This is a genomic window from [Actinomadura] parvosata subsp. kistnae (assembly GCF_900323885.1).
In the GTDB taxonomy this organism is placed as follows: domain Bacteria; phylum Actinomycetota; class Actinomycetes; order Streptosporangiales; family Streptosporangiaceae; genus Nonomuraea; species Nonomuraea composti.
Genome location: NZ_OOHJ01000027.1, coordinates 125,279 through 152,132 on the forward strand (window position 1 = coordinate 125,279; position 26,854 = coordinate 152,132).

Sequence of the window (26,854 nt, forward strand, 5' to 3'; positions counted from 1 at the left end):
CCGTATCGGGTATGACTTGCTGTTCGCTTGCAAGGTGGTGTCACAGGTGTAGTGCGACTCGTAGTAGGTGTGCTATAGATGGCCCTCGGGGTGGGCCGTCCGCCCGCGATGAGCGCCGGGGCGGCGTTCGACCTGAGAAACTACGGCCTGATGAGCGAGACCGTCTACAACCGCATCGCGCTGCTGCGCGCAGAGCGGAACGTCACCCGCAGGCAGCTCTCCGACGCCCTGGGGGTGCACTACCAGACCATCGGCTATCTCGAACGCGGCGAGTACAGCCCCTCGCTCCACCTGGCGCTGCGCATCGCCGCGTACTTCGAGGTTCCGGTCGAGGTGGTCTTCTCCACCACGCCCTTCCCCCGCATCGGCCAGCGCTCCGCCTGACTGTTTCTGTCGGTCGGGCCGCCTACAGTGGCAGCATGCGACCGGTCACTGATTTGCAGCGGAAGGTGGCGCCCTTCGAGGTCGTCACCGAGATGACTCCATCGGGCGACCAGCCGACGGCCATCGCCGAGCTGGAGCGCCGCGTCAAGGCCGGGGAGAAGGACAGCGTCCTGCTGGGCGCCACCGGCACCGGCAAGACGGCCACGATCGCGTGGCTGATCGAGCGGCTGCAGCGGCCCGCCCTGGTCATGCAGCCCAACAAGACCCTCGCCGCCCAGTTCGCCAACGAGCTGCGCGAGATGCTGCCCAACAACGCGGTCGAGTACTTCGTCTCGTACTACGACTACTACCAGCCCGAGGCATACGTCCCGCAGAGCGACACCTACATCGAGAAAGACTCCTCGATCAACGACGAGGTCGAGCGGCTGCGCCACTCGGCCACCAACTCCCTGCTCACCCGCCGCGACACCATCGTGGTCGCGTCGGTGTCGTGCATCTACGGCCTGGGCACGCCGCAGGAATACGTCGACCGCATGACCCGGCTGCGCGTCGGCATGGAGACCGACCGCGACCAGCTCCTGCGCCGCCTCGTCGACATGCAGTACACCCGCAACGACCTGGCCTTCACGCGCGGCACGTTCCGGGTGCGCGGCGACACGATCGAGATCATCCCCAAGTACGAAGAGCTCGCCGTGCGCATCGAGATGTTCGGCGACGAGATCGAGAAGCTCTCCACGATGCACCCGCTCACCGGCGAGGTCATCACCGAAGACGAAGAGCTCTACATCTTCCCCGCCTCCCACTACGTCGCCGGCGAGCAGCGCATGGCCGCCGCCGTGGCCGGCATCGAGGCCGAGCTGGCCGAGCGGCTGGCGGAGCTGGAGCGGCAGGGCAAGCTGCTGGAGGCGCAGCGGCTGCGCATGCGCACCACCTACGACATCGAGATGATGCGGCAGGTCGGCACCTGCTCCGGCATCGAGAACTACTCGCGCCACATGGACGGCCGCGAGCCCGGCAGCGCGCCCAACACGCTGCTCGACTACTTCCCCGAAGACTTCCTGCTCGTCCTCGACGAGTCCCACCAGACCGTGCCGCAGATCGGCGCCATGTACGAAGGCGACGCCTCCCGCAAGCGCACGCTCGTCGAGCATGGCTTCCGGCTGCCGTCGGCGCTCGACAACCGGCCGCTGAAGTGGGAGGAGTTCCTGGAGCGCATCGGCCAGACGGTCTACCTGTCGGCCACGCCCGGCCCCTACGAGCTGGGGCGGGTCAAGGGCGACGTGGTCGAGCAGGTCATCCGCCCGACCGGCCTGGTCGACCCCGAGATCGTGGTCAAGCCCACCAAGGGCCAGATCGACGACCTCGTGCACGAGATCCGCGAGCGGGCCGAGCGCGACGAGCGCGTCCTGGTCACCACGCTGACCAAGAAGATGGCCGAAGACCTCACCGACTACCTGCTGGAGCTCGGCATCCGCGTCCGCTACCTGCACAGCGAGGTCGACACGCTGCGCCGCATCGAGCTGCTGCGCGAGCTGCGCACCGGCGAGTTCGACGTCCTCGTCGGCATCAACCTCCTGCGCGAGGGCCTCGACCTGCCCGAGGTGTCGCTGGTCGCCATCCTCGACGCCGACAAGGAAGGCTTCCTGCGCTCGGAGACCTCGCTCATCCAGACCATCGGCCGCGCCGCCCGTAACGTCTCCGGGCAGGTCCACATGTACGCCGACAAGGTCACCCCGTCGATGGAGCGGGCGATCGACGAGACCAACCGGCGCCGCGCCAAGCAGATCGCCTACAACGAGGCCAACGGCATCGACCCGCAGCCGCTGCGCAAGAAGATCGCCGACATCCTCGACTCGCTGTCGCGCGAGGACGCCGACACCCAGCAGCTCATGGGCGGCGGCCGGCAGCAGTCGCGCGGCAAGGCCCCCGTGCCCGGCTTCGCCGCCCGGCAGGCCGGCCAGCACGCCAAGGCCATCGCCGGCGAGATGCCGCGCGCCCAGATGGAGTCGCTCATCGAGTCGCTGACCGAGCAGATGCACCAGTCGGCGGCCGACCTCCAGTTCGAGGTGGCGGCCCGGCTGCGCGACGAGATCAAGGAGCTCAAGCGCGAGCTGCGCGACATGCGCGAGGCCGGAGTTCAATAGGTCGTATGCCTTCTGACCTGGGCGAATGCTTCACCCGTAGGTGGGCACCGTCCAGGGTATGAACAAGACGATCATCGCGGCCCTGGTCGGTGCGTCGGTGCTGGCCGGGGGCTGCGGCACCGTCCTGCGCGAGGTGGAGCGGCTGGCCGTACGGTCCTCGCCTGGGCCGTCCATCGGCACGGCCACGGCCACCACCGCACCGCAGGGCACGCCCGGGGCCACCACCGCGCCGCAGGGCACGCCGGGGGCCGGCGACCTCAAGCAGGCCGCGCGGGCCGCGCTCGGCGCCGTGCCCGGCTCCACCCTCGTCTCCATCGAGACCGAGGAGAACGGGCGGCTGTGGGAGGTGCAGGTCGTCGGCCAGGACGGCACCGAGCACCAGCTCGACGTCGAGTCCGGCAAGGTCGTCGGCGGCCCCACCACCGAGGAGGAGGACGCCGCCGACAAGGCCAAGCACCGGGCGCGGGTGTCGGCGGCCAAGCTCGACTACGCGCAGGCGGCCGACAGGATCGCCGCCGCGGTGCCGGAGGGGCGGATCACGGAGCTCAACCTCGACACCGAGCAGGGGAAGACCGTGTGGGAGGCGGACGTCCTCACACCGGGCGGAACGAAGCACGAGGTCGCCATCGACGCCGCCACGGGCACCGTCACCAGGAACAACAGCGCCACCACGTAACCCCAGGGCCGCCGGGGTGAGCAGCGGTGCGGCCTGGGACGGTCGGGCGAGCGGCGACGTGACTGCGGGGGCCGTCAGGGGAGCAGGTCCTTCAACGTGCGGGCGAAGGCCTCGGGGTTGTCGAGCATGATGTTGTGCCCTGACTCCGGCACCTCCAGCACCCGCACGCCCGCCCCCCGCAGTTCCTCCGCCCCGGCCGGCGGGGCGCCTTGGGGGTACAGGAACGCGCGCGGGATCGCCAGCCCGACCAGCAGCTCCCGCATGGTCGGCACGGTCCCCTCGGCCAGGCTGACCGCGGTGCGGTGCAAACCACGCAGATCGGCCAGCCGCATCGTCGACCACCAGTGCGGCCCCACCCGGTCACGCACCTCCTTCCACCCCTCCGCCACGAACTCCTCCTCACCGTAGGCCGCGATCCCGCTCCCGCCCGGCGGCACCGGCGTACGGGGATAGGGGTCGAGGTTGGCGTCCACGAGGATCAGCCGGGCGACCAGCTCGGGATGGCGCGCGGCCATGACGGTGGCCACCGCCCCGCCCATGCTGTGCGCGATCACCGCCGCCCCCGCGACCCCCGCCTTGCGCAGCCCTTCCGCGAGCGTGTCGGCGTGCTCCTCCAGCGTGTACGAGAACTCGCGCGGCCGGTCGCTGATGCCGAACCCGAGCAGGTCGATCAGCAGCGACCGGTGCCGGGGCAAGAGAGGGTGGGCCGCCACCTCCGCGTAGTAGGGGGCCGAGGTGGCGCCGAGGCCGTGAACGTAGACGCGCGCCGGCTCCTCGCCGGGCAACTCCACCCAGCGCATGCGAGCCCCGCTGGGATGGACGATGGCATCATGCATGACGGATCTCCTCATATATCGCGACAAATATATATCGGTCCCGAGGTATGATCACCGTCATGCTGGAGCTGGCGATACTCGGGTTCCTCAGAGACCAGCCGTTACACGGCTACGACCTGCGCCGCAGGGTGGCGGCGCTGATGGGCCACGTCCGCCCGGTGGCCGACGGCACCCTCTACCCGGCCATCAAACGCATGGCCGAAGCCGGCTGGCTCACCAGAAAGGACGAGCCCGGCACGGCCGCCGCCCCCCGCCGCACCCTCTACCTCACCCCCGAGGGCCGCGCCGAGCTGGAACACCGCCTCCGGGAGCCGGACGAGCTCGACATCAGCGACGAGAACCGCTGGTTCACCCTGCTCGCGTTCCTGCGCCACCTCGACGAACCCAAGGAGCAGGCGGCGGTGCTGCGCAGACGGCTGGCATTCCTGGAGGAACCGACCAGCTTCTTCTACGACGGCGACCGTCCGATGGGCGCCGAGGAGTTCCCCGACCCGTTCCGCCAGGGCCTCCTGACGATCGCCCACGCCACCAGCCAAGCCGAACTGTCCTGGCTCCACACCACCATCACCACCCTGGAAACCCCCCAACCACCCGGACTCGCCTGACGCCAGCACGCCCCGACCCGGAATTGCACCGGCCGGGAGCCGCACCGGCCGGGAGCTGCACCGGTCCGGAGATGCATTCGCTGAGAGATGCATCGGCCAGGAGGTGCACTGCCTCGGGGACGCACCGGGCGGGAGCCGTATCCGCCGGGAGCCGCACCGTTCGGGAATCGCACCGGTCCGGAGATGCATCGCCGGGAGATGCATCAGCTCAGAGGTGCTTCGGCCGGGAGATGCATCCGCTGGAAGACGCATCAGCCAGGAGCTGCACGGCCGCGGGGACGCACCGCCGGGAGTTGCACCGCCTCGGGGACGCGCCGTTCGGGAGTCGCATCGGCCCGGAGTCGCATCGGCCCGGAGATGCATCCGCTGGGAGATGCATCGGCCAGGAGGTGCACCGCCTGGGGGACGTACCGGCCGGGAGACGCATCGGTCCGGAGATGCATCTGCCGGGAGATGCATCGGCCAGGAGGCGCGCCGGCTTGTGGACGCACTGACCGGGCGGCCCTGTGCCTGTCCGGCGTGCGGGGCGAGGCGGGATGCCGCGCCACTGAGCGTGCCGGGGGCGGCGGCGGGCCCGGTCGTGGGGTGCCTCTGGAAACACCCGGTGGGAGGTGAGATCCCCGCTACGGGACGTGCGGGCGCTGCGGAATCGTGCGCCACAGGGCGTGCGGGTGCCGCAGAGTCCTTCGCCACAGGGCGTGCGGGTGCCGCAGAGTCCTCCGCCACAGGGCGTGCGGGCGCCGCAGAGTCCTCCGCCACAGGACGTGCGGGCGCCGCAGAGTCCTCCGCCACAGGACGTGCGGGCGCTGCGGAATCCTGTGCAACGGTGCGTGCCGGGAGCTACGTCGTCCCCGGTTGCGAGGTGTCTCTCCGGACGCCCTCGAGGGAGGCGAGCCCCGCGCCAGGGTACGTCCCAGGCGATGCGAGAAACCACGCCACGGAGCGTGCCCGGCACGGCATCCGGCCCGCCACGAGCCCTGGGCCTTCCCGGACGGCAGGGGCGGGGTCAGGGGTGGAGGCCGGCCTCCTTGTGGAGGAGGGTGGTCAGGGTGTCGGGGTCGGCGGCGTGGACGCCCTTGGCGGCGAACCAGGTGGCGACGTTGCGGGCGTCCCGGTCGAGGAACGACGGGCCCGTCGGGTGTGCGATCACGTCCACGATCTGCGGCAGGTCTATGACCATGAGCCGTCCGTCACGCACCAGCAGGTTGTACGGCGACAGGTCCCCGTGCGCGAGCCCTTCGCGGGCGAGCGTGACCATGGCCGCCACGAGCTGCTCCCACAGGTCGTCGAGCCCTTCGGTGACCTGCGCCAGCCGCGGCGCCGCGTACCCGTCCGCGGTGCCGATGAACTCCTGGAGGATCTCCGTCCCGACGATCTGCACCGGGTACGGCACCGGCACCCCCAGCTCGTACAGCCGGCACAGCGCCGAGAACTCGGCGACCGCCCACTGTGCGGCGATGGCCTGCTTGCCGAAGGCGGTGCGGCCGGCCATGGCGCGGTTCATGCGGTCGTCGCGGGTCCGGCGGCCCTCCAGGTAGCCGGCGTCGCGGTGGAACAGGCGGTGCTGGGCGGAGCGGTACCGCTTGGCGGCCAGCAGGCAGACCCGGTCGGTGCCGGGGACGCCGCGGGAGATCAGGTGGACGTCGGCTTCCTTGCCCGTCTTGAGGATGCCGAGCTCGGTGTCGACGGCGGCCAGCTCGGTGACCAGCCAGCCGGGGTGGGGCCGGGGCCCTTTTTCCGTCGGGGTGCTCTGGTCCCAGGTGGACCAGCGGTCGCCTTCAGGCGGGCCGTCGAGGGTCTCGGCGGTGGTGTTCTCGAGCCATTCGAGGTCGTCGGCGTCGAGGGCGTACTTGCCACGGCGGCGGTGTTGCGAGTGCTTCGGCACGGTGGGGTGACTCCAAGTCTGAGGCCCACCGGCCGGCCGGATCAGGTCGGCTGTCGCCCGGTGGGAAGGTAAGAGGACGCGGAAAACGGCACGCGAACAGTCGTCGTCACGGTCTCACCCTCCCTTCGTGCAGCGGCGATCACGTGGTGATCGATACGAGCGTTGAGTATGGCGATGGGGGCGGCGCGGGCGCAACCGGATTATTCTCGGCGCGCGACCTGGCCGAGGTTATTGTTCTCAGCGCGTGACCTGGTCGAGGTCGAGATCGAGGTCCACGTCGAAGCCGATGTTCGTGCGCAGCCGCTCCCGGTGGACGCCGGTCGGGACGTAGGCCTCGACCGCGGGTTCGAGCTCGAACGTGTACGCGACGGGTATGCCGTCGTCCTGCTCCACTCGCCAGAAGTGCTTGATCCCCGCATCGGAGTACCTGATCGGTTTCGTGGTGCGGTCGCGCTCTCTTGACTCGTCGGAGACGACCTCGACGGCCAGGTGGACGTCCTCGGGCTTGAACGAGGTGACCTTCGTGGTGAACGCGGATCTCTTGACGATGAGGATGTCAGGCTCCGGTCGCTGGCGCGGTCCGAGCGTAACGGTCATCTCGCGAGCTACGGCGAGATCTTCGGGCGGATGGAGCGACCACTCCAGCAGGCGGAGCGTGAGCATGTGGAAGCCGGTCTGCGGCAGCCTCACGACGAGTGAGCCGTCGATCAGCTCGGCGTGCCGAGGCGCGTCCGGGGGAAGGTGATCGAGCGGGCCGCCCGATCGCCACCGCTTCAGGGCCGGTCCTTGCGTTCCTCCATGGAGCGGCGGTAGAGCTCGTCGATCTCGTCGAGCGGGTCGGGGGCGCGGCGGCGGGCCTCGATCTCCAGGTCGGTGCGGGAGCTGAGGTCGGCGATGCCGGTGGCGGTGTGCTGGACCTGGTCGCTGAGGAGGTCGGCGCGGATGCGGGCGCACATCGCCGTCAGCTTGGCCTGGTGTTGCCGGAGCCGGTCGAGGGTGGCGTGGTCGACGTACGGCGACAGGCGGCGCTGCTGGGCGAACATGCCGAGCTGCCCGTCATGCACGTCGGCCTGGGCCGTGAGGTCGGCCAGGAGGCGGGGCAGGTCGCCGAGGCCCCAGCCGAGGCTCTGCGCGTGCTCGACGGCCTGGCGGGTGAGGGAGACCTCGCGGCGCAGGTCGAGCCGGAGGCGTTCGACCTCGGCGGCGTCGCCCGTGCCCATCGCGTTGACGTGGGTGCTGAGGCGGGCGGTGGCCTGCTTGGCCTTGACGGCGGCCTTCTTGCCCAGCTTGACCAGGAGGTAGATGCCGACGCCGCCCAGCAGCAGGAGGAACGCCAGGATCACCAGCACGATGACAAGGAACTCGCCGATCTTCGCCACCTCCCGTTGGTGTTGGTGACTTGAAGGATAGTCGGCCGCGGCGGTTCGGGCGCGCCGGGCGAGCGGACGGTGGGCAAGCAAGCTCTTGATCGGTTGGGGTCCGTGTGTTTCAGTGCACATGTCTCCCCAAACCACCCCGAGAAAGGGCGATTCAGGGTGCTGGACGGCAAGGTTGTGATCATCACGGGCGGCGCCCGGGCATGGGGGCGGCCACCGCCCGGCGCTGCGTCGCGGCAGGGGCCCGGGTCGTGGTCACCGACGTGCTGGTGGAGGAGGGGAAGGCGACCGCCAAGGAGCTGGACGCCCGCTTCGTCGAGCACGATGTGACCAGCCAGGACGCCTGGGCGGCCGTCGTCGCCGAGACCCTGGAGACGTACGGCGGCCTCGACGGCCTGGTGAACAACGCCGGCATCGCCACGATGCTGCCGATCGAGGAGCAGCCCCTGGAGGAGTTCCAGAACGTCCTCCAGGTGAACCTGGTGGGCACGTTCCTGGGGCTGAAGGCGGTGGCCGGGCCGATGCGGGAGCGGGGCGGCGGCGCGATCGTGAACCTGTCGTCGGTCGCGGGCCTGTTCGCGCTGCCGATGACCGGCGGGTACGGCGCGTCGAAGTGGGGGGTGCGCGGGCTGACGAAGATCGCGGCGTTGGAGTTCGGGCGGGACCGCATCCGGGTCAACTCCGTCCATCCCGGGATGATCGTCACCCCGATGACGCAGCAGCTCGGCGCGGTGTCGGGGGAGGGCACGTTCCGGCTGGCCGCGGCCGGGCGCTGGGGCGAGGCCGAGGAGGTGGCGGAGGCGATCGTGTTCCTGCTGTCGGACGCCGCCTCGTACGTCACCGGCGCGGAGCTGGCCATCGACGGCGGGTGGACCGCGGGGGAGGGCTCCCTGCTCCCGCCACCGCAGAAGCCACAGCCAAAGTCACAGGGGGTCTAGGTGCCGTACGCGGAGGTCGGAGACGGCGTGCGGCTGTTCTACACCGACGACGGGAAGGACGGCCCGGCGCCGCTGCTGCTGGTGCACGGCTGGGGCACGGACTCGCACCAGTGGTCCTGGCACATCGACGCGCTGGCCGCCGCCCACCGCGTGCTGGCCGTGGACCTGCGCGGCCACGGCTACTCCTCGGTCCCCGAGACCGGCAACACGCCGCGCGCGATGGCGGAGGACCTGGACGTGCTGCTCGACCGTCTCGGCATCCCGCAGGTGATCGCCGTCGGGCACTCCATGGGCGGCCAGGTGGTCTCCATCCTGGCCGTCGAGCATCCGGAGCGGGTGCGGGCGCTGGTCACCCTGGACCCCGGCTACGGCATGGGGCCCGAGATCGCGCGCGGCTTCCCCCGGATGATCGCGAGCCTGCGGGGCGAGCGTCCGCACGAGGCGGCCGAGCGCATCGACGAGTGGTGCACGAACGCCGCCACCCCCGCCGTCATCAGGCGCTGGCACAAGCGCAGGCTGTACGGGATGGCGCCGCACGTGCTGGTGCAGGCGTTCGAGGCGATGTTCACCGGCCCGGACGCCATCGGCGTGCGCCCGGCCAGCGACGACTACCTGACCCGCCGGCGGTGCCCGGTGTTGTCGATCTGGGCGGACGCGGGGCGGGCGAGCTGGGAGGCCGGGCTGCTCAAGGACCCCGCGTCGGTGGTGCTGTCGTGGGAGGGCGCGAGCCACCGGCTGCACGAGGAGCGGCCGGAGGACTTCGTCAACGCCCTGGAGGGCTGGTTGCGCCGCCTGTGACGGGGGAGGATGACGGGCCCGGCGGCACGGGAACGTACCGCCGGGCGCCGACGCGCGTGAGCGTGCCAGGGTTGGGGGCCACGATCGACGCTCACACGTTTCCATCCCTTGTTCGCTACCTCGTCCCTCACCGTAGGCGGCCGGACGGGCCGGCGGATCAGCCCGCGGGCGGACGGCGGGTCAGCCTGGCGGGTGATGACCGCGGGCCGCCCTCCTGCGGGCGCGGAAGCGGCGTACGCGCCGCAGCAGCCACCAGGCGACGACCGCGAGCGCCAGCAGCACGACGATCACCAGGACGGGCAGGAAGATCGCGACCAGGCTCATCCCGAACGACCCCGCGTCCTCGACGGTGCTGACGACGGGCGCGCCGACCCCGGCCGTGCCGGCGTTGATCACGGGACGGGCGGCGGCCTTGACGGCGTGCACGGCCAGCGCCAGCACGATGCCCAGCAGCCAGCCGGCCCAGGGGTGCTCGGTCATCCAGGTCGAGCTGTCGAGCTCGGCGGCGGCGCTCGTGGCGGAGAAGACGACGCCGCCCGAGGCCGGGCGCACCACGGTCTGGATGGCGTCGTTGACGCTGTCGACGGCGGGCACCTTGTCGAGCACCATCTCGGCCAGCAGGAGCACCGCGAGGATGGCGAGCACGCCCCAGTTGGACAGCCAGGAGTAGCCGTCGGGCAGCCGCACGGCGTCGGTGACGTTCGCGAGCACCCCCACGACCAGGAGCGGGATGTACGCGTTCAGCCCGGCGGCCGTGGACAGCCCCAGGCCGGTCAATGCGGCGAGCATGCCCCTAGTCTGCCCGGGCCGCCTCGTCCATGAGCCGCGCCAGCCCGGGATCGGTGAACTCGGCGACGGCCCGCTCGTACTTCTCCATGCCCCAGGACCAGAAGTCGAAGTCGATGGTGTCGTTCGCGCCGTCCTGGATGGAGGCCCACAACGTCCAGCCGTACTTGGACATGAGGCCGAGCAGGCGCGCCCGGGCGATCTTGTGGCGCAGGCGGCGGCCGTAGTAGGCGGTGACGAGCTCCTCCAGGTGCTCGATCGGCAGGTCGGACTCGCTCCAGATGTTGCCGAGCTCGAAGCAGGGGTCGTTGTTACCCGCGTACTCGTAGTCGATCAGCCACAGGCGCTCGCCGTCGTCGAGGATGTTGCCGGGCAGCAGGTCGTTGTTGCACGGGACGGTGCCCTCGTCCCTGACCGCCAGACATTTCCGGATCTGGGAGACGGTGGGCATGAAGTCGAGATAGCGGGGCGGCAGGCGGAAGCCGCGCTCCCGTACGATCTCCAGATAGCGCCGCTGCACCTCGAACATGTCGAAGTCGCGCACAAACCGCGGCCCGCGTGCAGCAGCCGGCACGCCCGCGCCACGCGCGGCAGGTTCGCCGGGTCCCGCAGGTCCGCCTCCGTGTACGTGCGGCAGTTCGGCAGGAAGCCCACCACGAGCACCCGAGCTCCGGCAGGTAGGCGTGCACCGGCGCGCCCACCCCGGCCCGCGCCGCCGCGATCGAGTTGGCGTGCTCGGCGTCCCGGTCGATGGCCAGCAGCTCGCCGTCGCTGGCCCACACGCGCACGACGTACACGCCGGACGGCGTCGTGACCTTGTAGTTGTGGTTGGTGAGCCCGCCGGGCAGCTCCTCCACGGAGCGCGGCACGCCGGACAGCAGGGGGATGCGATCGAGGACCTCGGGCGCGGCCATGCTGAATGCTAGCTCCACGCCGCTAAACGGTCTAGACCTTTAGGGGTGTGCCGGTTAGCCTCGCGACCATGAGCGACTCGGCCCGCATCGTGATCATCGGTGGCGGGGTGGGCGGCGCGTCCGTCGCCTACCACCTCACTCAACTCGGCGAACGTGACGTCGTCCTCCTGGAGCGGGACGAGCTGACCAGCGGCTCCACCTTCCACTCGGCCGGGCTCGTCGGGCAGCTGCGCGCCGACCCGACGCTGACCAGGATGAACCAGTACTCCGTCGAGCTCTACCGCACCCTCGACGCCGGCTGGACCGAGTGCGGCGGCATCAAGCTCGCCTCCACCCCCGAGCGGATGGCGGAGATCCGCCGCCAGATCGGCTGGGCGCGCACGTTCGGGCTGCCGCTGGAGGAGATCTCCGTGGCCGAGGCCGTGGAGCTGTTCCCGCTCATGGACCCCGAGGGCGTCGTCGGCGCCGCGTACCTGCCGACCGACGGGCAGATCGACCCGTCCCAGCTCTGCTACGCCCTGGCCGCAGGCGCCCGCGAGGGCGGCGTCACCGTGCGCACCCGCACCCGCGTGCTCGGCATCACCGTCGAGCGGGGCCGCGTCACCGGCGTGCGCACCGACCAGGGCGACATCGCCTGCGAGGTCGTGGTGAACTGCGGCGGCATGTTCGCCGCCGAGATCGGCCGCATGGCCGGCGTGCGGGTCCCGATCGTGCCGATGTCGCACCAGTACGTCGTCAGCGACGCCTTCCACGACCACACCGGCCTGCCCACCCTGCGCGACCCCGACCTGCTCGTCTACTACCGCCAGGAGGTCCAGGGACTGGTCATGGGCGGCTACGAGCGTCAGTGCGCCCCCTGGACGGCCGGTCACAACGCCTACGACGCGGTGCCCGGCGACTTCAACGGCCGCCTCCTGCCCGAGGACTGGCCGCGGTTCGAGGAGATCTCCGACAACTCCAGGATCCGCGTGCCCGCCATGGCCGACGTCGGCATCCGCAAGCTGATCAACGGGCCCGAGGCGTTCACCCCCGACAACGAGTTCTGCCTCGGCGAGACCGAGGTCGCCGGGTTCTTCGTCGCGGCCGGCTTCTGCGCCCACGGCATCGCCGGCGCGGGCGGCATCGGCAGGGTCATGGCCGAGTGGATCGTCGAGGGCGAGCCCAGCATGGACCTGTGGCACATGGACGTGCGCCGCTTCGGCCGCCACTACCGCTCGCCGTCGTACACGATCAAGCGGGCCGTCGAGAACTACGAGACGTACTACGACATCCGCTACCCCGGCCACGAGCGGTCGGCCGGCCGCCCGCTGCGGGTCTCGCCCGCCTACAGCTGGCACGCCGCGCACGGGGCCGCGTTCGGCGAGAAGTCCGGCTGGGAGCGGGTCAACTACTACACCGCCAACGAGACCCCCGGCGACGACGAGCGGCCCGGCGGGTGGGCCGGGCGGCTGTGGTCCTCCGCCATCGGCGCCGAGCACCGCGCCACCCGCACGGCCGCCGGGCTGTTCGACGAGAGCTCGTTCGCCAAGATCGAGGTCACCGGGCCCGACGCCGCCGCCCTCCTGGAGTGGGTGTGCGACAACCGGGTCGCCCGGCAGGTGGGCGCCGTCACGTACACGCAGGCGCTCAACCGGCGCGGCGGCATCGAGTGCGACTTCACCGTCACCCGGCGCGGCGAGGAGGAGTTCCTGATCGTCACCGGCACCGCGTTCGGCTCCCACGACCTGGGCTGGCTGCGCAAGCAGGCCGCCCGCACCGGCTCGAACGTCAGGATCGCGGACGTGACCGGCCAGTACGCGTGCTTCGCCCTCTGGGGGCCGCGCGCCCGCGACGTGCTCGGCGGGCTCACCCCCGGCCCGCTGGACTTCCCGTTCATGTCCGCGCGCGAGCTGACCGTGGGCGACGTGCCGGTGCTGGCGCTGCGGGTGACGTTCGTGGGGGAGCACGGGTGGGAGCTGTACTGCTCCAGCGAGTACGGGCTCGGGCTGTGGCAGACGCTGTGGCGGGCGGGGGAGCCGTACGGGCTCGTCGCCGGCGGGTACCGGGCCATCGACAGCCTGCGGCTGGAGAAGGGGTACCGCGTGTGGGGGGCCGACATCGGGCCCGAGACCACGCCGTACGAGGCCGGGCTGGGGTTCTGCGTCAAGGATGACAAGGACTTCCTCGGCAAGGACGCGCTCGACCCCGCGCCCGCGCGGCGGCTGCGCTGCCTGACCCTGCGCGACCCGCGCGCGATCGCGCTCGGCAACGAGCCGGTACGCGTGGACGGCCGCGTCGAGGCCCGGGTCACCTCCGGCGGGTACGGGTACACCGCGCGCGAGTCCATCGCCTACGCCTACCTGGAGGCGGAGCCGGGCACCCCGGTCGAGGTCGAGGTCGAGGGGCGGTGGGTGCCGGCGACGGTGGTCAAGGGGCCGCTGGTGCCGTGACCCGCCGCCTCAAGGCTCCGTGACGCCGCTGCGGACCGAGATGCGGACACGGTCGGGGCGGAACAGGTCCCGCGCGTACTCCACCGGCGTGCCGTCCGCCGCGTAGGCGGTGCGCTCGATCAGCATCAGCGGCGTGCCCGGCTCGATGCCCAGCTCGGCGGCCTCGGCGGGCTGGGCGATCACCGGCTCCAGGTGCTCCAGCGCGGTGCGCGGCTCCAGGGCGTACGTCGTCGCGAGCAGCGCGTACAGGGAGCCGGTGAGATCCTGGTCGAGCAGGCCGGGCAGGCACGGGAAGTACGACCGCTCCAGCGCCACCGGAGACCAGCTCGCCGGCCTCTCGCGCGCTGCCGAACGTACTCGGGCCACCTCGTGCACCGGCGAGCCGGGCGCGACGCCGAGCGCCCGCGCGGCGGCGGACGGCGCGGGCACCGTGGCGGCCCGCAGGATCCGCGCCTCGGCCCGCAGGTGGGCGCGGCGCAGCTGCTCCGTGAAGCCCGCCAGGCCCGTCAGGTCGCACTCGATGCGCGGCTCCGGGCGCGGCTCGGCGACGAACGCGCCACCCGACCGGCCCGGCACGCGCAGCAGCACGCCGTCGCGCTCCAGCGAGGCCAGCGCCTGCCGCAGCGTCATCCGGCTCACGCCGAGCCGCCCGGCCAGCTCCCGCTCGCCGGGCAGCCGGTCGCCCGGCGCCAGCTCGCCGCCGGCGATCGAGGCGAGCAGCCAGCGCTCGATCTGCACGTGCGCGGGGACGCCGGTGCCGCGCTCCAGCTCAGGCGGGGTGCCGACCACAGGCGCAGGGTACCTCCTGGCACAAATCAGGCAACGTGCGGCGTCACCCGTCCGACAGGCGGCGCAGGCGCTCGACGGCGTCGCCGAACTCGGCGATCATGTCGTACACGACGTCCCTGGCCGGCTTCACCTGGTCGAGTTGACCGACGACCTGCCCCACGAAGTAGTTGACCAGCTCCACCGCGCCCGGCTCGCCCTTCTCGGCCGCCGCCCCGATGCGCGCCATGGCGCCCTCGGCCAGCAGCATCTGCAACGGCATCCCCAGCGCGCCCGGGCTCTCGGGGCCCGAGTCCCACTCCTCGGTCCAGGCGGACCTGAGCTGGCGGGCCGGCTTCCCCGTACGGGACCGGGACCGGACCGTGTCCAGCGACGAGGCGGCCAGGAACTTGGCCTTCACCGCGGGCGCCGTCTCCGCCTCCTCGGTCGTGAGCCAGACCGAGCCGCACCACACGCCCTCGGCCCCGAGCGCCATGGCCGCCGCCATCTGCCGGCCCGACGCGATGCCGCCCGCCGCCAGCACCGGGACGGGCGCGACCGCGTCCACGACCTGCGGCACCAGCACCATCGTGGAGACGTCGCCGGTGTGCCCGCCCGCCTCCGTGCCCTGCGCCACGATGAGGTCCGCGCCCGCCTCCACCTGCCTGCGGGCGTGCTCGACCGTGCCCACCAGCGCGGCCACCGGCACCCCCGCCTCCCTGGCCCTGGAGACCATCTCGGGCGGCGGCGGCCCCAGGGCGCTGGCGATCAGCCCGACGCGGTGCTTGAGCGCCACGTCGATGAGCCCGGTCGCCCCCGCCGCCGTGACCCGCCGGCCGAACTCGTCGGCCACCGCCGTCATGGGCTGGCCGGGGGCGCTGACGCCGTACTTGGTCATGAGGTGGGTGACGAAGTCGCGGTGCCGGTCCGGCACCGCCTCCAGGAGGTGCGTGCGGCGGTCGAGCGCCGACGGGTCGATCTTGCCGGGGACGAGCACGTCCACCCCGTACGGGCGGCCGCCCACCCGCTCGTCCAGCCAGGTCAGCTCCGTGTCGAGCTGGTCGGGTGAGTACGCGATCGCGCCCAGCACCCCGAACCCGCCCGCGTTGGTGACGGCGGCCACCACGTCGCGGCAGTGGCTGAAGGCGAACAGCGGGAACTCGATGCCCAGACGCTCACAGATGGTGGTCCGCATGTCACGACGCTAACCGTCAGAACCTTGTTCGGTCCAGGGGCGCTTCAGGGGAGACGCCGTTCAGCCCGGCGGGCGTGTGCCAGCCCAGCTCCGGCGAGTAGCCGCGCACCCGCTTGGCCGGGACCCCCGCCACCACGCTGTGGTCGGGGAACACGCCCCGCACCACCGCGCCGCCCGCCACCACGCACTGGCGGCCCAGCGTGGTGCCCGGCAGGATGATCGCGCCCGTGCCGATCCACGAGCCCGAGCCGATGGAGACGGGGCTGTTGCGCGGCCACTGCCGGCCGATCGGCACGTCCGGGTCGTCGTAGACGTGGTTCTGGTCGGTGATGTAGACGTACGGGCCGGTGAAGACGTCGTCGCCGATGCGTACCGACTGGTGGGCGACGATGTGCGAGCCCCGCCCGATCGAGCAGCTCGCGCCGATCCGCAGGATCGTGTCCGGCCCGAGATCCCGGTCGGGCACCATGCCGCACGAGAGCGACACCCGCTCGCCGACGAGCGTGTGGTCGCCGATCTCGATCCACTGCTCGCCGAAGATCGCGCCCGGCGGGAAGGCGATGCTGACCCCGGCGCCCAGATGGCGGAACCGGTAGCCGGCGGGACTCTCCGGGGAGATCGCGCCGGCGCGCCGGATCCCCGTGTATGTACGGTGAATCAACGCGCCCAAAGCCCGCCGAACTACTGACATAGGGACCAAAGTTACCGCTAGGTCATGCCGTTCAGGCATGTGAGGGGCGTTGTTTGATATCCTGAGAGCCCGTGGACACTTCGACCACACCTCGAGCCACGGGAGCCCCTTTGCGCAGCGCATCGCAAACCAAGCATCTGTTCGTCACCGGCGGTGTCGCCTCCAGTCTCGGCAAGGGGCTCACGGCATCCAGCCTCGGTCGCCTGCTCAAAGGGCGCGGTCTCAGGGTCACCATGCAGAAGCTCGACCCTTACCTCAACGTCGACCCCGGCACCATGAACCCGTTCCAGCACGGCGAGGTGTTCGTCACCGACGACGGCGCCGAGACCGACCTCGACGTCGGCCACTACGAGCGCTTCCTCGACACCGACCTGCACGGCTCCGCCAACGTGACCACCGGCCAGGTCTACTCCAACGTCATCGCCAAGGAGCGGCGCGGCGAATACCTCGGCGACACCGTCCAGGTCATCCCGCACATCACGAACGAGATCAAGGACCGGATCCGGGGGATGGCCGGCCCTGACGTGGACGTCGTCATCACCGAGGTCGGCGGCACCGTCGGCGACATCGAGTCGCTGCCGTTCCTGGAGGCCGTGCGCCAGATCAGGCACGAGGTCGGCCGCGACAACGTGTTCTTCCTGCACGTGTCGCTGCTGCCGTACATCGGCCCGTCCGGAGAGCTGAAGACCAAGCCCACCCAGCACAGCGTCTCGGCGCTGCGCAGCATCGGCATCCAGCCCGACGCCATCGTCCTGCGCTCCGACCGGCCCGTCCAGACCGCGATCAAGCGCAAGATCAGCCTCATGTGCGACGTCGACGAGGACGCCGTCGTCTCCGCCGTGGACGCCGCCTCCATCTACGACATCCCCAAGGTGCTGCACTCCGAGGGCCTCGACGCGTACGTCGTGCGCCGGCTCGGCCTGCCCTTCCGCGACGTCGACTGGAAGGAGTGGGAGCAGCTCCTGCGCCGCGTGCACCGGCCGGCCAAGGAGGTCACGGTCGCGCTCGTCGGCAAGTACATCGACCTGCCGGACGCGTACCTGTCGGTCACCGAGGCGCTGCGCGCCGGCGGGTTCGCCAACGACGCCCGCGTCAACATCCGCTGGGTCAAGAGCGACGACTGCGAGACCCCCGAGGGCGCCGAGCGCGAGCTCGACGGCGTCGACGGCGTGCTCATCCCCGGCGGCTTCGGCGTGCGCGGCATCGAGGGCAAGATCGGCGCCATCCGCCACGCCCGCGAGAACAAGATCCCGCTGCTCGGCATCTGCCTCGGCATGCAGGGCATGGTCATCGAGGCCGCCCGCAACATGGCCGGCATCGAGGACGCCAACTCCGCCGAGTTCGACCCCGACACCAAGCACCCGGTCATCTCCACCATGGCCGACCAGGAGGACGTCGTCGCCGGCGAGCGCGACATGGGCGGCACCATGCGCCTGGGCAGCTACACCGCCAAGCTCGGCGAGGGCACCCTGGCCAGGCAGCTCTACGGCGGCAAGGCCAAGGCCGACGAGCGCCACCGCCACCGCTACGAGGTCAACAACGCCTACCGCGACAAGCTGGAGGCGGTCGGGCTCGTCTTCTCCGGCCTGTCGCCCGACGGCCGCCTGGTCGAGTACACCGAGCTGCCGACCGACGTCCACCCCTTCTTCATCGGCACCCAGGCCCACCCCGAGTTCCGCTCCCGGCCGACGCGGGCCAACCCGATGTTCAAGGGCCTCATCAACGCCGCACTCGCCTACGCCGACAGCCGCGTCGGTGCCAAGGTGGGCCCATGAACGCCGGAGCGACGAGCCTCGGCCCGGAGGCGGCAGCTTGCGTAACCACGCAGGGCCGGAAGCGAGTGCGACCATGAACATCGAAGACACGCCCGAGTCGTGGGACGTCGTCGATTCCAAGCACCGGTTCAAGGGCTACGTGATCGAAGTCGTCACCGACACAGTCAAGATGCCTCGTGACGAGGTCGCCGACCGCGACTACGTCGTGCACCCGGGGGCCGTCGCCGTGGTCGCGCTCGACGAGCACGACCGCGTCCTGATGATCAGGCAGTACCGCCACCCCACCCGGCACCTCATGTGGGAGCTGCCCGCCGGGATCCGCGACGTGGCAGGCGAACCGCTCGTCACCACCGCCGCCCGCGAGCTGGCCGAGGAGGCCGGCTACCGCGCCGACACCTGGTACACCCTGGTCGACCTGCGTTCCTCGCCGGGCATGACCGACGAGCGGGTCCGCGTGTTCCTCGCGCGCGGCCTGAGCAGGATCCCCGACGAGGAGAACGGCTTCGTGCACCGGCACGAGGAGATCGACATGCCGGTCGAATGGGTCCCTCTGGCCGACGCGGTCGAGAAGGCGCTCATGGGAATGATCCACAATTCCTCGACCGTGGCCGGTATCCTCGCCGCATATGCGGCATCGGTCGAGGGGCACGCCCTGCTCCGCCCGGCCGACGCCCCGGAGGCGTGACGGAAGGACCAGTTCGTGGAGGCGGTGCTCTCCAGCTACCTCGCCCATCTGGCCGTGGAGCGCGGCCTGGCCGCCAACACGCTCGCGTCCTACCGCCGTGACCTGCGCCGGTACTTCGAACACCTCCAGGCGCGCGGCCGCCTGGAGCTCGACGAGGTGGGGGAGGCCGACGTGCTGGCCTTCCTCGCGGCGCTGCGCGAGGGCGACGGCGAGCACCCCGCCCTCGTCGCCAGCTCCGCCGCCCGCGCCGTCTCCGCCGTGCGCGGGCTGCACCGCTTCGCCCTGCGCGAAGGCGTCACGGCCCACGACCCCGCCCACGAGGTACGCCCGCCGCGCCAGCTCCGCCGGCTGCCCAAGGCCATCGGCGTGGACGAGGTCGAACGCCTCATCGCCGCCTCCGGCCCCGACGGCGCCCCCCTCACGCTGCGCAACCGCGCCCTGCTCGAGGTCCTGTACGGCACCGGCGCCCGCATCTCCGAGGCCGTCGGGCTGGCCGTCGACGACCTGGAGGACGACCAGGTGCGCCTGCACGGCAAGGGCGGCCGCACCCGCGTCGTCCCCCTGGGCAGGTACGCCCGTTCGGCGCTGGACGCGTACCTCGTGCGGGCCCGCCCCGGGCTGCTCGCCCACGGCCGCGGCACCCCCGCCGTCTTCCTCAACGCCCGCGGCGGCCGGCTGACCAGGCAGGGAGCCTGGGAGGTGCTCCAGGCCGCCGCCGAACGAGCCGGACTCGACGGGATAAGCCCGCACGTACTCCGGCATTCCTTTGCAACTCACCTCATCGACGGCGGCGCTGACGTTAGGGTGGTACAGGAGTTGCTGGGCCACGCCTCGGTGACGACCACACAGGTCTACACCCTGGTCACGGTCGACAAACTTCGCGAGGTCTACGCCGCCGCGCATCCACGCGCCCGGCAGTGATCTATAGTCTTTTGGGACGTGCGCCGGCCCACGGCGTGCCGCCTTGCCGCGTTAAGTAGTGACGCCATAGTGTCCGTCCGGACGGTCCGGTTCGGGATCGTCAGGGAGGTTCGAGCTGGTGACTGTGGAGACCAAGGGTTCGACCCCGGGGACCCCCGACAACCCCTGGGGCGACACCAAGACCAACGCGCCTTCCAACGGCGTCAATCTCGGCCCGACGCAGCGGCCACGACCGGTGTTCCCGGATCCGGTGCCCCCGGCGGTGCACGGCCCGGCGCGCGTGGTCGCGATGGTCAACCAGAAGGGTGGCGTCGGCAAGACCACCACCACCATCAACCTGGGCGCCGCACTCGTCGAGTACGGCCTCAAGGTGCTGCTGGTCGACTTCGACCCGCAGGGCGCGCTGTCCGTCGGCCTGGGCATCAACCCGCTCCAGCTCGACCTGACCGTCTACAACCTGCTCATGGAGCGCGGCGTCACCGCCGAAGAGGTGCTGCTGCAGACCGGCGTCGAGGGCCTCGACCTGCTGCCCAGCAACATCGACCTGTCCGCCGCCGAAGTCCAGCTCGTCACCGAGGTCGCCCGCGAGCAGGTGCTCGGCCGCGTCATCAAGCCGCTCCTGCCGCACTACGACGTGTGCCTCATCGACTGCCAGCCGTCGCTCGGCCTGCTCACCATCAACGCGCTCACCTGCGCCCACGGCGTCATGGTGCCGCTGGAGTGCGAGTTCTTCGCCCTGCGCGGCGTCGCCCTGCTCATGGACACCATCTCCAAAGTCCAGGAGCGGCTCAACGAAGAGCTCGAGATCGAGGGCCTGCTCGCCACCATGTACGACGCCCGCACCCTGCACGGGCGCGAAGTGCTGGCCCGCGTCGTGGAGGCGTTCGGCGACAAGGTGTTCCACACCGTCATCAACCGCACGGTGCGCTTCCCCGACGCCACGGTCGCCGGCGAGCCGATCACGACGTTCGACCCGTCGTCCCTCGGCGCCAACGCCTACCGTGAGCTGGCCCGCGAGGTGCTCTCGCGCTGGCCGGCGCCTGCCACAATGGCCAGGTGACCACCGAGCAGCCGCCGCCCCCGCAGGGCTTCCAGGTCCACCTGGACGTCTTCGAGGGCCCCTTCGACCTGCTCCTCGGCCTCATCGCCAAGCACAAGCTCGACATCACCGAGGTCTCCCTCTCCAAGGTCACCGACGAGTTCATCGCCTACATCCGCTCCCGCGGCCCCGAATGGGACCTCGACCAGACCAGCCACTTCCTGCTGGTCGCCGCCACCCTGCTCGACCTCAAGGCGGCCCGGCTGCTGCCCAGCGGCGAAGTCGAGGACGAGGAAGACCTCGCCCTGCTGGAGGCCCGCGACCTGCTGTTCGCGCGGCTGCTGCAGTACAAGGCGTACAAAGAAGTCGCCAAGGTCTTCGCGGGCCGCATGGCCGAAGAGGCGCTGCGCTTCCCCCGTACCGTGCCCATGGAAGAGCAGTTCGCCAACCTCCTGCCCGAGCTCATCCTCGGCATCGGCCCCGAACAGCTCGCCCGCATCGCCGCCAAGGCCTTCACCCCCAAACTGCCGCCCACCGTCAACCTGGGCCACGTCTACCAGCCGCTGGCCAGCGTCAAGGAGCAGGCGGCCATCCTCGTCATGCACCTGCGCCGGCTCCGGCGCGCCACCTTCCGCCAGCTCGTCGCCGACTGCGACGGCACCTTCGAGGTCATCGCCCGGTTCCTGGCCGTGCTGGAGCTCTTCCGGGAGTCGGCGGTGACGTTCGAACAGGTCGAACCCCTGGGCGACCTGCACGTGACCTGGACGGGCTCCGACGACGGCGACGTCGCGGTGGGGGACGACTACGAGGAAACCGCGGAGAAACCAACTCATGAATGACGACAACCCACTGCCCACCCCTCGCCGCTCCCCCGACGCGGACCCACCCCTCCCCGCCTGGATGACCCTCCCCGGCTCCCTCGCCCAACCCGGCGCCCCGCAGGTGGAAGCCGAGCACGCCGTTGAGGACGCGGGGGTCGAGAGCACGGGACCGGACGCGGCGGACGGGCACGGTGCCGGCATCGAGGATCCCGCACTTGAGCACACCGGCCCGGAGAACGCGGCCAGCGGTGACCTTGAGGACGCCGACGCGGCGGGCGCTGGGCATGCGGACGTCGTGGCGGACGACGCGATTGGCGCGCTGGGCGCGGGGCTTGGGGCGCCGGGTCGGCGGGTCGTGGTGCGGTGGAGTTCGGCGCAACGCGCGCGCCCGAGGACGCGGCCGCCCCGGAGGCTGAGGCGGCGGCCCGGCCGGGCGAGTCGGGCGCTGAGGCGGCGGCCCGGCAGGTGCGACGGGTGCTGGCCATGCGGACGTCGGGGCGGACAGCGCGGTCGGCGCGCTGGACGCCGGGCTTGTGGGCGCCGGGTCGGCGGGTCGTGGTGCGGTGGAACTCGGCGCAACGCGCGCGCCCGAGGAGGTGGCCGCCCCGGACGCGGAGGCGGCGGCCCCGGCGGGCGCTGGGCTTGCGGGCATCGGGGCGGACGACGCGGTGGGCGCGTCGGATGTGGGGCTTGTGGGCGTAGGAGCGGACGGCGCGGCGGGCGCTGGGCTTGCGGACGCCGGGGCGGACGACGCGGGCGCGTTGGACGCGGTGCTTGGGGGCGCCGGGTCGGCGGGTCGTGGTGCGGCGGAGTTCGGCGCAACGCGCGCGCCCGAGGAGGTGGCCGCCCCGGACGTGGAGGCGGCGGCCCCGGCGGGCGCTGGGCTTGTGGGCATCGGGGTGGATGACGCGGGCGCGTTGGACGCGGGGCTTGTGGGCGCTGGGTCGGCGGGTCGTGGTGTGGCGGAGTTCGGCGCAACTGGCGCGTCCGAGGAGGCGGTTGAGGGCTCTGGGGTCGAGGGGGCCGGGGGAAATGGGGGAGGGCCGACGCTGGAGGCGGCGTTGGAGGCTATCCTGCTTGTGGTTGACGAGCCCGTCGCCGAGGTGACCCTGGCCCAGGTGCTGGAGCGGCCCACACACGAGGTGGGTGCCGCTCTGCGTGCTCTGGCCGCGGAATACACCGCCGCCGGGCGGGGTTTTGACTTGAGAGAAGTCGCGGGCGGCTGGCGGTTCTACACGCGGGCCGATTGCGCGGCGCTGGTCGAGCGGTTCGTACGCGACGGCCAGCAGACGCGGCTGACCCAGGCCGCGCTGGAGACACTCGCGGTCGTGGCCTACCGGCAGCCGGTGAGCCGCGCCCGTGTCGCCGCCATTCGCGGCGTCAACAGCGACGGCGTCATGCGAACGCTCGTCGCCAGGGGGCTGGTCGAAGAGGCCGGCACCGACCCGGAGAGCCAGGCAGTGCTCTACCGGACAAGCTCATACTTCCTTGAACGTCTGGGACTGCGGGACCTGAGCGAGCTCCCCGAGCTCGCGCCCTTCCTCCCCGACGACGTGGAAAATCTCGAGGAGACAACAAAGTGATCAACAGGCGTAGCACCCCGTCCGGTGATGGACGCGGTCGTGGACGTGCCGCCGGCTCCGGCCGTGCCGGGCGTCCCGCCTTCCGCTCCGACGACACCCGCGGCGGTTTCCGCCGCGACGACGACTCCCGCGGCGGCGGCCCCGCCGTGACGAGCGCGCCTCGCGTGATTCGCTGCGCGCCGACCGGGGCGGCACCCGCGCCCGGTACGGAGGCAGGCGCGACGGCGACAACGAGGGCCGTTCCGCCCGCGACGACCGCTTCGGCGGCGACCGCGGCAGCCGTTTCGGCGGCGAACGTGGCGACCGCTTCGGCGGTGGCCGTGGGGATCGTGGAGACCGCTTCGATGGTGGCCGTGGCGACCGCGGTGACCGTGGCGGCAGGGACGAGCGTGACGGCCGTTACGGCCGTGATGACCGGTCCGGAGGTCGCGGTGAGCGCGATGACCGCTTCGGTGGCCGCGCCGACCGCTTCGGCGCCGGCCGGAGTGACCGTCCCGCCCGCGATGACCGCTTCGGCGGTGGCCGCGCCGACCGTCCCGCCCGTGAGGAGCGGTTCGGTGGCCGGGGTGACCGTCCCGTCCGCGATGACCGGTTCGGACGTGGTGAGCGTGGTCCGCGCGGCGAGGAGCGGGGCGGTTTCCGTTCCGACCGGCGTGATGACCGGCGTGACGACCGCCGCTACGAGAGCCGCGACGCGGGCCGTGACTCAGGACGCGACGACCGCAGTTACACGAGCCGCGACGACCGCGGCTACGTAAGCCGTGACGACCGTCGTGACGACCGGGCCGGTGGGTTCCGGGCGGGGCGGAGCGGGCGTAGGGAGGAGTTCGCGCCGAGGTCGGCCGGCTCGACCCGGTCCCGTTACGGCCGCCGCGACGGCGACGACCGTCAGGGCGGCGACCGCCGCGCGCCGCGCCGTGACGGCGTGCAGACGATCGGCGGCGGCCCCAGGCGCGGCGGCGGCTCCCAGAGCTTCGGCCAGGGCTATGGGCAGGGCAATGGCCAGGGTTACGGTCAGCGCTCCGGTCAGGGCTCTCGGCAGGGTTACGGCCAGGGCTCCGCGCAGGGCCGCAGTCAGGGCTCCGCACAGGGCCGGGGTCAGGGGTCCGGGCAGAGTTACGGGCAGGGCGCCGGGCAGACTTACGGCAGCCCGCAGGAGAGGCGGGTGAAGGCGGCCAGGCAGCCGCTGCGCGACCACGCCTTCTACCCCGAGGGCTACACCGACGAGCGCGACACCACCGAGGTCCCCGGCGGCGTGCGGCTGCAGAAGGTGCTCGCGCAGGCGGGCGTGGCCAGCCGCAGGGCGTGCGAGGAGATGATCGGCGAGGGCCGGGTCACGGTGAACGGCCAGGTCGTGCGGAGGTTCGGCGCGAAGGTCGACCCGGCGACGCAGGTCATCCACGTCGACGGCAAGCGCATCCCGACGGCTCCCGACCTCGTCTACTACGCCCTGAACAAGCCCATCGGCGTCGTCTCGACGATGGACGACCCGCAGGGCCGCCCGTGCCTGGCCGACTATGTGGAGGAGCTGGCGCCGCGGCTGTTCCACGTGGGCCGGCTCGACACCGAGACCGAGGGCCTGCTGCTGCTCACCAACGACGGCGAGCTGGCCAACCGGCTGACGCACCCGAGCTACGGCGTGCAGAAGAAGTACTGGGCGAAGGTGCCGGGGCCGATCCCGCGCGACCTGGGCCGCCGGCTCAAGCAGGGCATCGAGCTGGAGGACGGCATCGCCAGGGCGGACTCGTTCTCGATCGTGCAGGAGCACGGCCAGCAGGCGCTGGTCGAGGTCGTCCTGCATGAGGGGCGCAAGCACGTGGTGCGGCGGATGCTGGAGGAGGCCGGTCACCGGGTGATCGACCTGGCCAGGATCGAGTTCGGGCCGGTGAAGCTGGGCCGGACGAAGCCCGGCACCGTCAGGGCGCTGACCTTGAAGGAAGTCGGCGAGCTGTACGCGGCCGTGAAGCTGTAATCTGGCCGGACGAAGGAGCCCGTGCGAACCTCCGCACGGGCTTCGCGTCTATGGAACCCGTCGGAAGGGGACGAACCACATGGTGCGGGCGATCCGTGGGGCCATCCAGGTGGATGCCAATGACCGCGACTCGGTCATCTCGGGCACGACCGAGCTGGTCAGCGCGATCATGGAGCGCAACAGCCTGTCCCCGGACGACGTGATCAGCGTGTTGTTCACGGCGACGCCCGACCTGACGGCGGAGTTCCCGGCGCTCGCGGCGCGTAAGCTGGGCTTCCACGAGGTGCCGCTGATCTGCTGCACCGAGATCGACGTGCCGGGGGCGCTGCCCCGCGTCGTACGCCTCATGGCCCATGTGGAGACCGACCGGCCGCGTTCGGAGATCCAGCACGTCTATCTGCGCGGCGCGGTGGCGCTGCGCCAGGACATCGCCCAATAGGGCACCCGCACCACCCCCGCTCCAGCGCACGGCCAGCCGGCCGCGCGAAACCACCAGCCCGCACGACCCGATGAATCAGGACATCGCGATGGATCTTCGTACCGTGCTCGTCGTCGGCACCGGCCTCATCGGCACCTCAGCGGCGCTGGCGCTGCGCAAGCGCGGCGTGCGGGTGCTGCTCGCCGACCGCGACCAGGGCGCCGTGCGGCTGGCACGGGAGCTCGGCGCGGGCGAGGAGTGGCAGCCGATCAAGGGCGAGCAGGCGACGGTGCCGGCGGCCGAGCGGGCGGACCTGGCGATCATCGCGGTGCCTCCGGCGCACGTGGCGACCGAGCTGCTGGAGCTGCAGCGCATCGGCGCGGCGCGCTTCTACACCGACGTCGCCAGCGTCAAGGCCGAGCCCATCCACCGGGCCGCGCAGCTCGGCTGCGACCTGGCCACCTACGTCGCCTCCCACCCGCTGGCCGGCCGGGAGAAGTCGGGGCCGGGAGCGGCCAGGGAAGACCTGTTCCTGGGGCGGCCGTGGGCGCTGTGCCCCACGGAGGAGGCCGACCCTGAGGCGAAGGCGGCGGTGCTGCGGCTGATCGAGCTGTGCGGCGCCAACGCGGTCGAGGTGGGCGCGATCGACCACGACCGCGCGGTCGCGGTGGTCTCCCACGCCCCGCACGTGGCCGCCTCCGCCGTGGCCGCCCGCCTGGCCGACGCCACGGACGTCGCGCTCGGGCTGGCCGGGCAGGGCGTGCGCGACGTCACCCGCATCGCGGGCAGCGACCCGGGGCTGTGGCTGGGCATCCTGTCCGGCAACGCCTCCCCGGTCGCCGAGGTGCTGGAGGCCGTGGCCAACGACCTGGCCGACGCGGCGAGCGCGCTGCGTGCCCTGGCCGAGGGCGACGGCACCGCCACCAACGAGATCACCCAGCTCCTCAAACGCGGCGTGGCCGGCCACGACCGCATCCCCGGCAAGCACGGCGGCCCGGCCTCGTCCTATGCCGTCGTCCAGGTCGTGATCGGCGACCGGCCCGGGCAGCTCGCCCGGCTGTTCCAGGTGTGCGACGAGATCGGGGTCAACGTCGAGGACGTCCGCCTGGAGCACGCCCCCGGCCTGCCCCTGGGCATCGCCGAGCTGTCGGTGGAGCCCGACGCGGCCACCACGCTCACGGAGGCGCTGCACGAGCGGGGCTGGCAGGTTCCCTGAGC

The 26,854-nt window shown here is 71.8% G+C and carries 26 protein-coding genes; 17 read left to right on the top strand and 9 right to left on the bottom strand.

All coding sequences use genetic code 11. The features are described 5' to 3' along the window. Nucleotides 1–108 precede the first annotated feature (108 nt). Genes KIS93_RS55145 through KIS93_RS55155 form a run of 3 tightly spaced genes read left to right on the top strand, consistent with a single transcriptional unit; the run spans nt 109 to nt 3,204 of the window. Nucleotides 109–384 carry a helix-turn-helix transcriptional regulator gene (locus tag KIS93_RS55145; RefSeq protein ID WP_230466531.1) on the top strand — a complete coding sequence of 92 codons (276 nt, stop codon included), beginning with the start codon at nt 109–111 and terminating at the stop codon, nt 382–384. Between the two features lie 35 nt (nt 385–419). After that, complete coding sequence (uvrB, locus tag KIS93_RS55150) at nt 420–2,528, top strand: excinuclease ABC subunit UvrB (RefSeq protein ID WP_080040967.1); 2,109 nt, start codon at nt 420–422, stop codon at nt 2,526–2,528. A gap of 58 nt (nt 2,529–2,586) precedes the next feature. Further along, entirely contained in the window at nt 2,587–3,204 is a 618-nt protein-coding gene (locus KIS93_RS55155) for a PepSY domain-containing protein (protein WP_080040966.1), read from the top strand. 74 nt (nt 3,205–3,278) lie between these two features. Here the strand turns inward: KIS93_RS55155 and KIS93_RS55160 are convergent, their stop codons facing one another. Further along, nucleotides 3,279–4,040, bottom strand: a complete 762-nt coding sequence (locus KIS93_RS55160) for an alpha/beta fold hydrolase (protein WP_080040965.1) — start codon at nt 4,038–4,040, stop codon at nt 3,279–3,281. Nucleotides 4,041–4,099: 59 nt separating this feature from the next. On the opposite strand from KIS93_RS55160, the gene KIS93_RS55165 reads away from it, so the two are divergent. After that, nucleotides 4,100–4,645, top strand: a complete 546-nt coding sequence (locus tag KIS93_RS55165; RefSeq protein ID WP_186405027.1) for a PadR family transcriptional regulator — start codon at nt 4,100–4,102, stop codon at nt 4,643–4,645. Nucleotides 4,646–5,651: 1,006 nt separating this feature from the next. Here the strand turns inward: KIS93_RS55165 and KIS93_RS55170 are convergent. From KIS93_RS55170 to KIS93_RS55180, 3 genes are all read right to left on the bottom strand, one after another. Next, nucleotides 5,652–6,530 (bottom strand): serine protein kinase RIO, encoded by an 879-nt coding sequence (locus KIS93_RS55170; RefSeq protein ID WP_080040964.1) that lies wholly within the window; start codon nt 6,528–6,530, stop codon nt 5,652–5,654. A 237-nt stretch (nt 6,531–6,767) separates the two neighbouring features. Then, nucleotides 6,768–7,307, bottom strand: coding sequence for a Uma2 family endonuclease (locus KIS93_RS55175; protein WP_080047009.1), 540 nt, complete (start codon nt 7,305–7,307; stop codon nt 6,768–6,770). Next, the gene (locus tag KIS93_RS55180; protein ID WP_080040963.1) at nt 7,304–7,909 is read right to left on the bottom strand and encodes a hypothetical protein; all 606 of its coding nucleotides are present in this window, start codon (nt 7,907–7,909) and stop codon (nt 7,304–7,306) included. The genes KIS93_RS55175 and KIS93_RS55180 overlap by 4 nt, the downstream gene beginning before the upstream one ends. Nucleotides 7,910–8,109: 200 nt before the next feature. Here KIS93_RS55180 and KIS93_RS55185 point away from each other — a divergent pair, with 200 nt between their 5' ends. Both KIS93_RS55185 and KIS93_RS55190 read left to right on the top strand, forming a co-directional pair. Further along, the gene (locus KIS93_RS55185) at nt 8,110–8,844 is read left to right on the top strand and encodes an SDR family oxidoreductase (protein WP_080047008.1); all 735 of its coding nucleotides are present in this window, start codon (nt 8,110–8,112) and stop codon (nt 8,842–8,844) included. Next, complete coding sequence (locus tag KIS93_RS55190; RefSeq protein WP_080040962.1) at nt 8,845–9,642, top strand: alpha/beta fold hydrolase; 798 nt, start codon at nt 8,845–8,847, stop codon at nt 9,640–9,642. It abuts the gene before it with no gap. Between the two features lie 180 nt (nt 9,643–9,822). On the opposite strand, the gene KIS93_RS55195 is transcribed toward KIS93_RS55190, so the two are convergent. Both KIS93_RS55195 and KIS93_RS64015 read right to left on the bottom strand, forming a co-directional pair. Next, nucleotides 9,823–10,431 carry a DUF4126 domain-containing protein gene (locus tag KIS93_RS55195; RefSeq protein WP_080040961.1) on the bottom strand — a complete coding sequence of 203 codons (609 nt, stop codon included), beginning with the start codon at nt 10,429–10,431 and terminating at the stop codon, nt 9,823–9,825. A 4-nt stretch (nt 10,432–10,435) separates the two neighbouring features. Next, the gene (locus KIS93_RS64015; RefSeq protein ID WP_222108032.1) at nt 10,436–10,972 is read right to left on the bottom strand and encodes a phosphotransferase family protein; all 537 of its coding nucleotides are present in this window, start codon (nt 10,970–10,972) and stop codon (nt 10,436–10,438) included. 438 nt (nt 10,973–11,410) lie between these two features. Here KIS93_RS64015 and KIS93_RS55205 point away from each other — a divergent pair, with 438 nt between their 5' ends. Then, nucleotides 11,411–13,771, top strand: a complete 2,361-nt coding sequence (locus tag KIS93_RS55205) for a GcvT family protein (RefSeq protein ID WP_080040959.1) — start codon at nt 11,411–11,413, stop codon at nt 13,769–13,771. Nucleotides 13,772–13,780: 9 nt separating this feature from the next. Here the strand turns inward: KIS93_RS55205 and KIS93_RS55210 are convergent, their stop codons facing one another. Genes KIS93_RS55210 through KIS93_RS55220 form a run of 3 tightly spaced genes read right to left on the bottom strand, consistent with a single transcriptional unit; the run spans nt 13,781 to nt 16,392 of the window. Continuing rightward, nucleotides 13,781–14,560: a GntR family transcriptional regulator gene (locus KIS93_RS55210; protein ID WP_080040958.1), complete on the bottom strand. Its 780-nt coding sequence runs from the start codon at nt 14,558–14,560 to the stop codon at nt 13,781–13,783. 43 nt (nt 14,561–14,603) lie between these two features. Beyond that, the gene (locus tag KIS93_RS55215; protein ID WP_080040957.1) at nt 14,604–15,731 is read right to left on the bottom strand and encodes an NAD(P)H-dependent flavin oxidoreductase; all 1,128 of its coding nucleotides are present in this window, start codon (nt 15,729–15,731) and stop codon (nt 14,604–14,606) included. Between the two features lie 16 nt (nt 15,732–15,747). Continuing rightward, complete coding sequence (locus KIS93_RS55220; protein WP_329607748.1) at nt 15,748–16,392, bottom strand: acyltransferase; 645 nt, start codon at nt 16,390–16,392, stop codon at nt 15,748–15,750. 140 nt (nt 16,393–16,532) lie between these two features. Between KIS93_RS55220 and KIS93_RS55225 the strand changes: the two genes are divergently transcribed. The 10 genes from KIS93_RS55225 to KIS93_RS55265 all read left to right on the top strand — a co-directional run bounded on the left by KIS93_RS55225 (nt 16,533) and on the right by KIS93_RS55265 (nt 26,852). Next, nucleotides 16,533–18,197, top strand: coding sequence for a CTP synthase (locus KIS93_RS55225; RefSeq protein WP_080040955.1), 1,665 nt, complete (start codon nt 16,533–16,535; stop codon nt 18,195–18,197). Between the two features lie 73 nt (nt 18,198–18,270). After that, nucleotides 18,271–18,882, top strand: coding sequence for an NUDIX domain-containing protein (locus tag KIS93_RS55230; RefSeq protein WP_080040954.1), 612 nt, complete (start codon nt 18,271–18,273; stop codon nt 18,880–18,882). Nucleotides 18,883–18,897: 15 nt separating this feature from the next. Further along, on the top strand, nt 18,898–19,803 hold the full coding sequence (locus KIS93_RS55235) for a site-specific tyrosine recombinase XerD (RefSeq protein ID WP_080040953.1): 906 nt from the start codon (nt 18,898–18,900) through the stop codon (nt 19,801–19,803). 124 nt (nt 19,804–19,927) lie between these two features. Further along, nucleotides 19,928–20,863 (top strand): ParA family protein, encoded by a 936-nt coding sequence (locus KIS93_RS55240; protein WP_418115090.1) that lies wholly within the window; start codon nt 19,928–19,930, stop codon nt 20,861–20,863. Further along, on the top strand, nt 20,860–21,681 hold the full coding sequence (locus KIS93_RS55245; RefSeq protein WP_080040951.1) for a segregation and condensation protein A: 822 nt from the start codon (nt 20,860–20,862) through the stop codon (nt 21,679–21,681). Before KIS93_RS55240 ends, KIS93_RS55245 begins: the two co-directional genes overlap by 4 nt. 1,031 nt (nt 21,682–22,712) lie before the next feature. Continuing rightward, nucleotides 22,713–23,246, top strand: a complete 534-nt coding sequence (gene scpB / locus KIS93_RS55250) for an SMC-Scp complex subunit ScpB (RefSeq protein WP_155129817.1) — start codon at nt 22,713–22,715, stop codon at nt 23,244–23,246. A gap of 296 nt (nt 23,247–23,542) precedes the next feature. Beyond that, nucleotides 23,543–24,004 (top strand): hypothetical protein, encoded by a 462-nt coding sequence (locus tag KIS93_RS66760; protein ID WP_246005518.1) that lies wholly within the window; start codon nt 23,543–23,545, stop codon nt 24,002–24,004. 407 nt (nt 24,005–24,411) lie between these two features. Continuing rightward, complete coding sequence (locus KIS93_RS66765; protein WP_246005519.1) at nt 24,412–25,218, top strand: pseudouridine synthase; 807 nt, start codon at nt 24,412–24,414, stop codon at nt 25,216–25,218. Between the two features lie 79 nt (nt 25,219–25,297). Next, a complete protein-coding gene (gene aroH, locus KIS93_RS55260) occupies nt 25,298–25,657 on the top strand; it encodes a chorismate mutase (protein WP_080040950.1) in 360 nt (119 codons plus the stop codon). A gap of 88 nt (nt 25,658–25,745) precedes the next feature. Then, nucleotides 25,746–26,852 (top strand): prephenate dehydrogenase, encoded by a 1,107-nt coding sequence (locus KIS93_RS55265; RefSeq protein WP_080047005.1) that lies wholly within the window; start codon nt 25,746–25,748, stop codon nt 26,850–26,852. The last annotated feature ends 2 nt before the right edge of the window (nt 26,853–26,854 follow it).